Here is a 12189-nt window from a genome sequence, read left to right on the forward strand (position 1 = left end):
CTCTATTCAAGTCCCATCGATTTCTTATAGCCCTCCAAGTATGGGATTTCTGACGGAGATCCCCTATCCAGGCTGTTCATCGCACGATGCCATAGTGGGTAGTATGGTTCAGGACGGGCGGCGGCTTCAATTCTGTCATGCTCTTTTTGCGTAAGACGTATATTATATGATGCGATATTCTCATGGAGCTGTTCTTCATTTCTTGCTGCAATGACCACCGGCCCCACATTTGGGCGGTCCTTGATCCATGCCAGGGCAATCTGCGGTACTGTGGCATTGCGATTTTCCGCCACTTCCTTGAGTGCATCGATGACATCATAAAGGCGCTCCTCATCCTTTACCCAGGGCTCGGGCCAGCCTTCGCCCTGACGGGTGCCTGGAGGGGCTTCGTTATTGCGGTCGATCTTGCCGTTCAGCAGCCCCTCACCGAGCGGACTCCATATCATGGAACCGATGCCGAGCTCGCTCCCTGCAGGCAGCAGTTCATATTCCGCTTCCCGTGCTTCAGGCGTATAGTAGATCTGTTGGGTAATCGGTGGAATGAGCCCCCTTTGTTCTGCAATCGTATAGGTTCTGGCCAAGGCCCATCCACTGTAGTTCGAAACACCCCAGTAGCGTATTTTACCGGACTTGATGAGGTCATTCATCGTTTCGATCGTCTCCTCGATGGGGGTACGTCCGTCCCACAGATGGACAAAGTAGATATCCAGGTAATCCGTACCGAGCCGTTCCAGGGTCCGGTCGATCGACGTTTCAATATTGATGCGCGAGGCGCCTCCGGCATTGGGGTCCTCTCCCAGGTCAAATCCTGTTTTGGAAGTCAGGAGCACCTTGTCCCGCCTCCCCTTGATCGCCTCACCAAGCACTCTTTCCGCATCCCCTTCAGAATAGAGGTTGGCCGTATCAAACATGTTGATGCCCGCATCGAGACATATGTCCACATGGCGTCTGGCAGCTTCTGCATCAATATTGCCGGTCGGCTCAAAACCGTTCGTCCCACTGAAAGGGATGGTGCCAAGAATATACTTCGGCACTTTCAAACCGGAATTTCCCAGATAGATGTAATCCATAATATCCTCCTTAGAAACCTTTTGGAAGTTAAATTCCCCCTGGATGCGAGCATAAACATTTCCATATGTTATCTCCCTTCTCCATTCACCAGCCAGTTGGAAAATGAAATGAGATCCCTGAAATGATGATCTGCGCCGATCTTCTTATTTTTCCTGTCCCCGATGAAGACGGTCCGAGTGCCTGCATTCCGGCCAGCCTGGATATCCGGCTCCCTGTCGCCGACCATGTAGCTCTCTCCAAGGGAGATGCTGTGCGCCTCTGCAAGCTCCAGAATCATCCCCGCTTCCGGCTTCCTGCATGCACATCCTTCATGGGGCGTGTGCGGACAGTAGGCGATATCATCCACCTTGGCACCCGATGCCTCGAGAAGATCCACGAGCCTGTCGTGTATTTCCCCAAGCGCATCCTCAGTCATATAGCCAAGGCCGACACCGCCCTGGTTGGTGACGATGAACACTTTCCAGCCACCCTCATTGAACTGCCTGATGGCCTGCTCCACACCTTCAAGGAGGTGGAGATCTTCGGGGCGGTTCACGAACTTCACCCGGTGGTTGAGCACTTCGTTAAGGACTCCGTCCCGATCAAGAAAAACTGCCTTCTGCATAGGCCTCATCCTTCCTATCTAGTTCCATGTACATTACATCTTCCCGGATTCATACAGTTCAATCCATTCATCCGCGGTCATTTTCCCTGCAAGTTCCCCAAGCAGTGCATAGGGTATTCTGTCCGGATTGGAAAAACGGATACAGCTTTTGCCCATGTTGAGTTTGGTCGTCATGTGCTTTGGATATGTTTCTGTAAACCATTCGTACAGTTCATCATCGGTGTATACCCCCATATGATAGATGGCGAGGTGCCTTTTTTGGGCGGCGACACTTATAAAGGGCAGGGCTTCGCCATCCACATGGTAGCCTTTCGGATACGTCTCCTTTGGAATAACATAGGTCGGCATGCCGTGCTGCATCTCTGCCTGGAATCCTCCAGGGAGGTTTTCACCGATGGTTCTCCAGACTTCTAGAAAAGTATCCCGCCATCTGTCGTCGATCTGTCTGATGTACTCTTCAGTGTCCATATTGCCACTTCCTTCATTTTTAAGATTGGTCATGATTCCATTTAACCACAAATTTCAATCATTGGGTGTAAAAATACTTTACCCGAAACATACTGCAGGTCATAGAACTCCAGAGCGTGCACCCGGGGGTTTGCATATTCGCTGTGTAAAGACGGCCATGCTGATATAATTGCACATGAAAAGACACTACAGGAGGGATGGATATGCCGCATGATCATTCGCACGGAGCGAACAGGAAGGTTCTGCTGGCCAGCTTCTTCATCATTACCGGCTATATGCTGGTCGAAGCAGTCGGCGGCTGGCTTACGAACAGCCTCGCCCTTCTGTCGGATGCAGGACATATGCTGAGCGATGCGATAGCATTGGGGGTTGCGGTCCTGGCCTTCAGTCTGGGACGGAGGACGGCCAACTACAGCAAAACGTACGGATATAAGCGGTTCGAAATATTGGCGGCGATCTTCAACGGCGTGACGCTCATCCTCATTTCCATCTACATCTTCTATGAGGCGTTCCAGCGCTTCATGGATCCGCCGGAAGTTGCGTCAGCAGGGATGCTGGTGATTGCTGCAGTGGGACTGGTGGTCAACATCATTGTCGCATGGATACTGATGCGTGGCGGTGATACGGAGGGGAACCTGAACATCAGGGCGGCCTTCCTCCATGTGATGGGGGACCTGCTCGGCTCGGTCGGAGCCATTGTGGCTGCGCTCCTAATCATGTTCCTCGGATGGAGTCTGGCCGACCCGCTGGCGAGTGTCATCGTGGCGGTGCTGATCATCATCAGCGGCTGGCGTGTGACGAAGGATGCCATCCACGTACTGATGGAGGGCACTCCTGTGAATATAGATGTGGACCATATCATCAGCGTCATGCATGCGGACGAGCGGGTCATCGACATCCATGATCTCCATATGTGGAGCATCACAAGTGGACAAAATGCCCTGTCATGCCATGTGACAGTCGATGGCGGCATGACCATCAGGGAGAGCGGTGATCTGCTGCACGCACTGGAGCAGAGGCTTGAGGATGAGGGGATCGGTCATGTGACCATCCAGGTCGAGAGCGAAGTCCACCCACACGATGATGCATTGATGTGCCGGCTGGATGATATGGAACACGAATAAAATGCATAGGGGTGGTCGCAGTCAAGACAATAACCCGCCCCATTTGACTGAATTTTTTGATTTGTATATGATGGAGACGATGACATTGCAGTATTGATAGCCATAAGCGCTGCATCACATTCGATTCAAAACTGAAGGTTTGAAAGGGGAAGCGTAATGAGTAGAATCAATTTGGAAAATGCAAAGAAGATAATTGAGGGCGCAGAGCAGAAGGCGTCGGAAATCGGTGTACAGATGGTAATCTCCGTCATCGATGAAGGGGGCAACCTGGTTGCGGTACACCGCATGGATGATGCATGGCTCGCAAGCATCGACATTGCCCAGAACAAGGCATGGACAGCGGTGGCATTGAAGATGCCGACTTCCAATCTGGAGGAGGCGACGGTGCCGAACGCAGAGCTGTTTGGTCTGAACACGACCAATCAGGGCCGTATCGTCGTATTCGGCGGCGGCATCCCGCTTGAAGCGGACGGCAAGGTTGTCGGAGCGATCGGTGTCAGCGGCAGCAGCGTGCCGGACGATGTGAAAGTTGCTGAAGCGGGCGTCGAGGCATTCAAGGCGCTGTAGCCGGTCGTCTTTGAATTTCATAAGTGCGGAAGACCTCCCTATGGATTGGAATATCTGAAGGGAGGTTTTCTGCCCCTTATGAGGCGGTGTACATGTACAGAGATATCGATGGGAGGAATGAATATGCAGGAGGATCAAAGGTTGTCGGATGAGGAAAAACAGCAGTTGCTGAGTGTATTGAAAACGCGTTTTGAATCACATATGCATCGGCATGAGCGTCTGGATTGGAAGGATGTTGAAGCGCGTCTTGATTCCCATCCGGGGAAGCTATGGTCACTCGGGGAGATGGAGCGGACCGGCGGCGAACCGGATGCAGCAGGTGAGGCGGATGGTTTGATAGTATACTATGATTTTTCAGAGGAAAGCCCGAAGGGGAGACGGAAAGTCTGCTATGATGATGAAGCGCTCCAGGCAAGAAAGAAGAACAAACCGGAACACAGTGCAGTCGGCATGGCGGAGGAGATGGGGGTGGAACTTCTGGATGAGGCGCATTATCGGCAGCTCCAGACCATTGAAACCGTCGACAGGAAGACATCGAGCTGGATCCGGACACCTGCTGATATCAGGGGGCAGGGAGGGGCACTGTTTGGTGATTACCGTTACGGCGCGATGTTCATCTATCATAACGGTGCAGACTCCTACTACAGTGCCAGGGGATTCCGGGCCGTGCTCCATGTATGATGCGATATATGACAGATGTCATGTGTTATTGCTGACACCTGCCTCTACGTCATCTTATTGGCCTATATTAAAATAAAGTCAACGAGATTACAGGAAAGAGGTTGGTCAACATGTCAAAACAGAAACAGGCACAGCTCAGAAAAGATGTCATGCCGTTCGCGAAGTCACAGACGAAGGCGAGCATCATCCAGCTGTTCAATACGATTCTGCCATTCTTTGCACTATGGTTCCTGGCGTACCAGTCACTGAGCATTTCATTCTGGCTCAGTCTGCTGTTCAGCATCGGAGCTGCCGGATTCATGATCCGGACATTCATCATCTTCCACGACTGTGCCCACCAGTCATTCTTCAAGAGCAAGAAGTGGAATACGATATTCGGAACGATCACCGGAGTCATCACCCACTTTGCGTATGAAAAATGGAAGCGGGAACACTCGATCCACCACGCAACAAGCGGCAATCTGGACAAGCGGGGCATCGGTGACATCTGGGTCATGACGGTTGAGGAATACGAGGAGGCGGGCAAATGGGAAAGGCTCAAATATCGCCTGTACCGCAATCCGCTCATCATGTTCGGCCTCGGACCATTGTCACTGTTCCTGCTGGACAACCGCTTCAACCGCAAGGGCGCCAAGAAGAAGGAGCGCATGAACACCTATCTGATCAACGGCCTGATTGTTGCGATCTACTGCCTGATCGGCTTTACGCTCGGCTGGCATGTACTGCTGCTCGTACAGCTTCCAATCGCCTATGTGGCAGGCATGCTCGGCATCTGGCTCTTCTATGTCCAGCACCAGTTCGAAGATTCCTATTTTGAAAATGAATCCGAATGGGATTACGTAAAAGCGGCAGTGGACGGCAGCTCCTACTACAAGCTGCCCCGCTGGCTCGAATGGATGACAGGCAGCATCGGCTATCACCATGTGCACCATTTGGCGCCAAGAGTGCCCAACTATTCACTGGAAAAAGCACATGAGAGTACGCCACCCCTGCATCAGGCGACGACCATCACTCTGAAGTCGAGCCTCGAATCCATCCGCTTCCGCCTGTATGATGAGAAGAAGAAGACATTTGTGACCTTCCGCGAGATGAAGGCGCAATTGAATGAAAAGCACCAACCAAGTACAGACTAGATGAAATCCCCCTAATCAGTTAGGGGGATTTATTTTTATACATTTTTCATGGGCCCATCGTTCCATAAAACTGTTACACTGGAACAAATAAGGAGAAGGGAGGCGGTCATTCATGCGCGACTGGTATCATATATTTCCGAAGAATACCGGACTCAGTCTGTACATATGGATCATATTCTGCATCCTGCCGTTCTATTTCATATTCCGCTCCAATGATTCATGGGAGATCGTCTCCGGTGTCGTCTTGACCATCCTGTTCTTTACAGTATACTGGCTGACGTTCAATACACGGGGGCCACTGATCTACATAGGTCTGAGCATTGAATTCTGCATCAATATCGCGATGACCATATTCTATGGCTATGTCTATTTTGCGCTTTTCACCGCATTCTATGTCGGAAACATAAGGAACAGGGGCGGCTTCATCTCGATGTATGTCATTCATCTGGTGACAACGGTAGGCGCCATCACTTTCGGATTCTTCTACAATTATACGCTGCTGCTCAGCCACCTGCCTTTTCTGATCATGACCGTCCTCGGCGTCATCCTTCTGCCGATCAGCCAGTACAACCGCCTGAAACAGGAGGAGTTGGAATCACAGCTTGAAGACGCCAACATGAGGATTGCGGAACTTGCGATATTGGAAGAGCGCCACAGGATTGCCCGTGACCTGCATGATACGCTGGGGCAGAAGCTGTCGATGATCGGGCTGAAGAGCGAACTGTCACAGAAGCTGATAGACAAGGATTCAGATGCCGCAAAGCGCGAGCTCGCAGACATCCAGTCGACGTCCAGACAGGCGCTGAAAGAGGTGCGGGAGATGATCAGTGACATGAAGAATGTCGATCTGGAGGATGAGGTCGAGCACGTGAAAAAACTGATGGATGCCGCCCAGATACGGTATGATATAACTGTAGAAGGGGATTTCAACAATATCCCCGTGCTCGTCGAAAATGTGCTGAGCATGTGCCTGAAAGAAGCGGTCACCAATGTGGTGAAGCACAGCCAGGCGCATCTATGTGTCATCGAGCTGGTTGATACGGATAAGGATATTCTGCTCAAGGTCATGGACAATGGAGAGAGCAAGGAGGCTTTCCAGTCGGGCCATGGCATCCATGGGATGCGTGAACGTCTGTCATTTGTGAATGGGGAGATGCAGATCGTCAATAACAATGGTGGTTTTGAAATCAATATCGTAGTACCGAAAATATTGAAAGAGATTGAGGAGGGGTGAAGATGATCCGCATTGTGCTGGCTGAAGACCAGAACCTGTTGAGGGGGGCGCTCGGTGCGCTATTAGATTTTGAAGAGGATATGACTGTCGTCGGACAGGCAGCGAATGGCTCGGAAGCCCTGGACCTTGTGTCCAGGGAATCTCCCGATGTCTGCCTGATGGACATCGAGATGCCCGTGATGACCGGATTGGAGGCTGCGGAACGTCTGAAGGATGAGCCATGCAAAGTCATCATACTTACGACCTTTGCACGCCCCGGCTACTTCGAACGGGCGAAAAAGGCACAGGTGAGTGGGTATCTGCTGAAGGACAGCTCCAGTGAAACACTCGCCCAGTCGATCAGACATATCATTGAAGGCAGACGCATCTATTCCCCCGAGCTGATAGACATTGCTTTTGAAGCCTCCAATCCCCTTACCCCGCGGGAGATGGAGATCATCCAGCTGCTTGAAGCGGGGAGGACGACGAAGGCCATTGCGAAGGAGCTGCACCTGTCGAATGGGACGGTCAGAAACTATATATCCATCATCCTGGATAAGCTGTATGTCGACAACCGCATCGAAGCCATCACAAAGGCGAGGGAAAAAGGATGGTTGAAATAGAATCCATATCTGTAGTATAGGATTTAAATGTTTAACTTCGGCTTCCCATGAAGGTATAATGGGGGAGAGACATTATGGCAGTAAGCAGTTATTTTTATACACCATGGATTGGGAGCTGATCAGATGAAATATAGTTATGTATCGCATCTCTATTGTCCAAAATGCAGCAGTACTTATGACACGAAGGCGCAGCATCAGCTGTGCACATGCGGAGCGCCTCTGCTTGTCGACTACGATCTCGAAGGGGCCGGGAAAGTTCTGTCACCGGAGCAGCTGAAGCATCGGAAGGCCGATTTGTGGAGATACCACGAACTGCTTCCGGTGGAGGATGAAAACAATGTCGTGTCACTCGGGGAAGGCATGACCCCACTTGTTCCATTGTACCGTCTGGCGCGCGACATGGCCGTGGACCACCTCTACATAAAGGATGAGGGCCTGGTGCCGACGGGTACATTCAAAGCACGGGGTGCCGCCGTCGGTGTATCGAAGGCAAAGGAACTGGGTGTGGAGGAACTGGCGATGCCGACCAATGGCAACGCCGGGGCGGCCTGGGCGCTGTATGCCGCAAGGGCGGGGATGAAATCCACAATCGTCATGCCCGAAGATGCACCGGAGATCACCCGGAATGAAGTCGCCATATCCGGAGCGGACCTCTATCTCGTCAACGGACTGATCAGCGACGCCGGAAAGATTGTCGGCAGGGCGGTAAAGGAATATGGCCTGTACGACGCTTCCACCCTGAAGGAGCCGTACCGGATAGAAGGCAAGAAGACGATGGGACTGGAAATAGCTGAACAGCTGGGCTTCAAAATGCCCGATGTCATACTCTATCCCACAGGCGGCGGGGTCGGCCTGATCGGCATCCATAAGGCACTGAAGGAGCTGAAGGTACTCGGATGGGTCGAGGGAGACCTGCCGAGGCTCGTCGCTGTACAGGCGACAGGCTGTGCACCAATCGTCAGGGCATGGGAGGAAGGAAAAAGGGAATCCGAATTCTGGAACGACTCCGAAACCAAAGCCTTCGGCATCAACGTGCCCAAAGCGCTCGGTGATTTCCTGGTGCTCGATGCACTCTATGAGACGAATGGCTGTGCCGTCGCAGTGGATGACGAAGTGATGCTCAAAGAGCAGGAGCGGCTGGCCCGCCTGGAAGGCAGTTTCGTCTGTCCAGAAGGGGCGGCCGCCTTCGCAGCGGCCCGCAGGCTGAAGGAGACGGAGTGGATCAAAGAAGGCGAAACAGTCGTGGTACTGAACACCGGAGCAGGCATCAAGTATCCGGATACGGTCGACATCCAGCCTGAGCGGCTGGAGAAGGAAGCGGCGATCGACAAATAAAGCCGGAATACTGGGAACTGGTATGAATAAAAATGCGCGCCTTCCATCGTATTGATGAGGCGCGCATGAATTTATGGCTACCAGAACCTGAACCATCCGAGCGTTTCGTATCCAAAGTAGAAGGCCAGAAGCGCAAGAATGCTGAAAATCAGGTTCTCCACCTTGCTTCCGGTTCTGATGGTGAGGGGGAAGCGGACGGTGAGGTCGAGCGGGAAGAAGAGCTTGATGCCGCTTCTTGTCGCCATATCCAGTATATAATGGCTCACCATACCTGTCAGCAGTCCATATTTCAGTATATCGTTTGGAAAGAACCGGTCGATGAGGAACGATACGATTACCAGAAACAGGAGGCTGTGGGTGAATGTCCGGTGGCCGAACAGTAGATTGATGATCCGGGAGAGGATGGGAAACCGTCTTCCGATTCTGCTCCCACTGTGGCAGATGTCCGGCAGAAGCGCCCCGGCGATGCCGGCGCCGACCATGATCAGCGGGTTTTCATTCGCTGCATGGGCAACCGCAAGACTTGCTGTGATGCCACCCATTATATGTGTTTTTCCAGTCATGATGCCGCCTCCTTAATTTTGCCCGAATAATAATTATAATATATTATATGCATTTTTTCTGTATTTTTCATGATTTGCCTTATGAATATATGTGATTGGCAGGGGACGAAGATTATATCCCCTCATAAAGGGAATGAAGAGATAAAGGAAAATAATGGACGATAATGGCATCTTGCCATATTCGAACTGACGGAAAACGGGATAAATCAGGAGGGATAGTCATGGGAAGACTGGACGGCAAAGTGGCAATAATCACTGGCGCAGGCAGTGGCCAGGGGGCAGTGGAGGCAGAACTTTTCGCCCGGGAGGGTGCGAAGGTCGTAGCGACGGATATGAATGAAGCGCATCTCAATCCGGTGGTGGAAGACATCAGCCGGCAGTACCCGGATGCGGTGATTGCCCTGAAGCATGATGTGTCGAAGGAAGCGGACTGGGAGCGCATTGTGGAGGAAGCCCTCGGCGCATTCGGCAAAATCGATATCCTCATCAATAATGCGGGCATAACGGGCATGACGGAATTCACCCTGAACAAGCTGACGGTGGAAGAATGGGATAAAGTCATGAACGTCAACGCACTGGGGAACTTCCTTGGCATGAAGCACACCATTCCTGCGATGAAGAGGAATGGACAGGGGGCAGTCGTAAACATCTCCTCCCTGACCGGCATCAGCGGTCTTGGGGGGCTTACTGCGTACTCCGCTTCCAAAGGTGCAATCCGCACCATGACGAAAGGGGCGGCAAGGGACTTTGGAGGAGACCACATACGCGTGAATTCCATCCATCCAGGCTATATTGAGACGCCGTCTACGGATTATCTGACATCCAACAACGATATCAGGGAAGCCCTGATTGCAGCTGTGCCACTCAAATATTTGGGTGAATCGGAAGATGTGGCATACGCAGCATTGTTCCTCGCATCGGATGAAGCCAAGTTCATCACCGGGGAGGAACTGATCATCGATGGTGGACAGACGATAAAGGAATAGGACTATATCATTCATTAAGGAGATTATCAATGGACGGAACAAAAAGAGAGCATATTAAACCAGGCGTAAAGGTGAAAGTGGTACAGAAGCAGCATCAGCGGTCGGGGGAACTGACCGAAGGGGTTGTGGCGAGATTGCTGACCAACTCGTCAACACATCCCCACGGCATTAAGGTGAAGCTCGAGGACGGCACTGTTGGCAGAGTGAAGGAGATATTGGAATAAATAGGAAAAGTGCCCATCAGAAATAACTGGTGGGGCACTTTTTCTATTCGACATTTGTATCTGCAATGTCGTCCGGCCGGGCACGATATACACGCAGTGCCATCACTGCCGCAATGATGGAAACGATGAAGGCGATGAAGTATACGAGCTCCACACCCGCGACCATGGCGAGGTCGATTGTTGCGGGGTCCTCAGGTGTTTCTGCATTTGAGAGGTAGCTGGCCTGTCTTGCATTGAGAATGCTGATGAAGACCGAAACGCCTATGGCACCGGCTATTGGCTGCAAGGTGGAAATGACAGCGGTGCCGTGCGGGTAGAGCCGTTTCGGCAGCTGGTTGAGTCCATTGGTCTGGGCAGGCATCATGATGACCGAAACCGAAACCATGAGCAGCAGGAAGCCGATGACGATCATCCATACGGAACTGTCGGTATCCAGGCGGCTCATCATGAACATGGTGCCGCTCAGTACAAGCGTCGCGGGAATCATCATCGGTCTCGGACCGACCTTATCGAACAGCTGTCCCATGAAAGGCGAGAGGGCGCCGTTCAGCAGACTTCCGGGAAGCAGGAGAATGCCCGCAGTGACGGCACTCAGTGCCAGAGGTCCCTGCATGTAGATCGGCAGAATGATTTCCGAGGCAAACATGGTCATGATGATGATCAGGAACATGATGACGGCATGACGGTACATCGGGTATTTGAATACCCTCAAATCCATAATGGGCTCGTCCAGGCGCAGCTGCCGGTAGGCAAACAGGAAGATGCCGGAAACCCCCAAAAGGAGGAAAAGAAGGACTTCCGGGCTCAGGAAGCCGGCTTCACTCTCTCCGACCGAGCTGAATCCATAAATGGTGGCGCCGAAACCGACAGTGGAAAAAACGATGGATGGGATGTCGATTTTGGGCCGGGTCACTTCCGATACATTGACCAGGAAGAAGTACGCGAACACTACGGAGAATAATGAGAACGGAATGACTGTAATGAACAGGAAGCGCCATCCGAGGTATTCTACGATGATGCCGGAAAGTGTCGGGCCGATGGCCGGTGCGAACATGATGACGAGCCCGACGATTCCCATGATTCTGCCCCGTTTATGGGGCGGGTACATGAGCAGGAATACATTGAACATGATCGGCATCAGCATTCCGGTACCGACGGCCTGTATCAGGCGTCCTGTCAGAAGAATGCCGAATGTCGGGGCGGAGGCGGCGATGGTCGTTCCGATGGTGAATATGATCATCGTGCCCAAAAAGAGCTGGCGGGTGGTGAACCATTGGAGCAGAAGGGCCGAGACAGGGATGACGATTCCCATGACGAGCATGAAGCCTGTTGCCATCCACTGTACGGTTGGCAGCGTGATGTTGAATTCAGTCATCAGTGTCGTCAGGGCGATATTGAGCAGTGTCTCATTTAGAATCGCAAAAAACGCCCCGATGATGAGCGAAAGCATGATCGGGAGGGTTTTGATATCGGGATTATCCGATAGATATTCATATTGGCTGTTGGTGTTGTTTTCCATGTATAGGTCTCCTGTATGTATTGGATTTGAATGTTTGATGCACAAGTGCATTTGAATATACTATTATGAATGGAGGGA

Annotated in this window: 14 protein-coding genes; 9 read left to right on the top strand and 5 right to left on the bottom strand. The window is 51.9% G+C overall.

From position 1 onward, the window contains the following. Positions 1-2 precede the first annotated feature (2 nt). From BO53_RS0108095 to BO53_RS0108105, 3 genes are all read right to left on the bottom strand, one after another. Entirely contained in the window at positions 3-1070 is a 1068-nt protein-coding gene (locus tag BO53_RS0108095) for an aldo/keto reductase (protein WP_031547145.1), read from the bottom strand. Between the two features lie 68 nt (positions 1071-1138). After that, positions 1139-1675, bottom strand: a complete 537-nt coding sequence (locus BO53_RS0108100) for a D-glycero-alpha-D-manno-heptose-1,7-bisphosphate 7-phosphatase (RefSeq protein ID WP_031547146.1) — start codon at positions 1673-1675, stop codon at positions 1139-1141. Between the two features lie 33 nt (positions 1676-1708). Then, entirely contained in the window at positions 1709-2143 is a 435-nt protein-coding gene (locus BO53_RS0108105; RefSeq protein ID WP_031547147.1) for a DUF1801 domain-containing protein, read from the bottom strand. Positions 2144-2340: 197 nt separating this feature from the next. Here BO53_RS0108105 and BO53_RS0108110 point away from each other — a divergent pair, with 197 nt between their 5' ends. From BO53_RS0108110 to BO53_RS0108140, 7 genes are all read left to right on the top strand, one after another. Further along, positions 2341-3267 carry a cation diffusion facilitator family transporter gene (locus BO53_RS0108110; protein ID WP_031547148.1) on the top strand — a complete coding sequence of 309 codons (927 nt, stop codon included), beginning with the start codon at positions 2341-2343 and terminating at the stop codon, positions 3265-3267. Positions 3268-3423: 156 nt separating this feature from the next. After that, positions 3424-3834: a GlcG/HbpS family heme-binding protein gene (locus BO53_RS0108115; RefSeq protein WP_031547150.1), complete on the top strand. Its 411-nt coding sequence runs from the start codon at positions 3424-3426 to the stop codon at positions 3832-3834. Between the two features lie 117 nt (positions 3835-3951). After that, the gene (locus BO53_RS0108120) at positions 3952-4515 is read left to right on the top strand and encodes a DUF4256 domain-containing protein (RefSeq protein ID WP_031547151.1); all 564 of its coding nucleotides are present in this window, start codon (positions 3952-3954) and stop codon (positions 4513-4515) included. Between the two features lie 110 nt (positions 4516-4625). After that, positions 4626-5648, top strand: a complete 1023-nt coding sequence (gene desA / locus BO53_RS0108125; RefSeq protein ID WP_031547153.1) for a Delta(5) desaturase DesA — start codon at positions 4626-4628, stop codon at positions 5646-5648. Positions 5649-5760: 112 nt separating this feature from the next. Then, positions 5761-6882 carry a sensor histidine kinase gene (locus tag BO53_RS0108130; protein ID WP_031547155.1) on the top strand — a complete coding sequence of 374 codons (1122 nt, stop codon included), beginning with the start codon at positions 5761-5763 and terminating at the stop codon, positions 6880-6882. Positions 6883-6884: 2 nt separating this feature from the next. Further along, entirely contained in the window at positions 6885-7484 is a 600-nt protein-coding gene (locus BO53_RS0108135; RefSeq protein ID WP_031547157.1) for a response regulator transcription factor, read from the top strand. Between the two features lie 123 nt (positions 7485-7607). After that, positions 7608-8819: a threonine synthase gene (locus tag BO53_RS0108140; RefSeq protein WP_031547159.1), complete on the top strand. Its 1212-nt coding sequence runs from the start codon at positions 7608-7610 to the stop codon at positions 8817-8819. Between the two features lie 77 nt (positions 8820-8896). On the opposite strand, the gene BO53_RS0108145 is transcribed toward BO53_RS0108140, so the two are convergent. Beyond that, positions 8897-9382: a metal-dependent hydrolase gene (locus tag BO53_RS0108145; protein WP_031547161.1), complete on the bottom strand. Its 486-nt coding sequence runs from the start codon at positions 9380-9382 to the stop codon at positions 8897-8899. A gap of 221 nt (positions 9383-9603) precedes the next feature. On the opposite strand from BO53_RS0108145, the gene BO53_RS0108150 reads away from it, so the two are divergent. Both BO53_RS0108150 and BO53_RS0108155 read left to right on the top strand, forming a co-directional pair. Further along, positions 9604-10368: an SDR family NAD(P)-dependent oxidoreductase gene (locus BO53_RS0108150; protein WP_031547163.1), complete on the top strand. Its 765-nt coding sequence runs from the start codon at positions 9604-9606 to the stop codon at positions 10366-10368. 29 nt (positions 10369-10397) lie between these two features. Beyond that, the gene (locus tag BO53_RS0108155; protein ID WP_031547164.1) at positions 10398-10592 is read left to right on the top strand and encodes a YwbE family protein; all 195 of its coding nucleotides are present in this window, start codon (positions 10398-10400) and stop codon (positions 10590-10592) included. A 43-nt stretch (positions 10593-10635) separates the two neighbouring features. Here the strand turns inward: BO53_RS0108155 and BO53_RS0108160 are convergent, their stop codons facing one another. Further along, positions 10636-12111: an MDR family MFS transporter gene (locus BO53_RS0108160; RefSeq protein WP_031547166.1), complete on the bottom strand. Its 1476-nt coding sequence runs from the start codon at positions 12109-12111 to the stop codon at positions 10636-10638. Positions 12112-12189 lie beyond the last annotated feature (78 nt).

The organism is Salinicoccus luteus DSM 17002 (genome assembly GCF_000712035.1).
GTDB lineage: Bacteria > Bacillota > Bacilli > Staphylococcales > Salinicoccaceae > Salinicoccus > Salinicoccus luteus.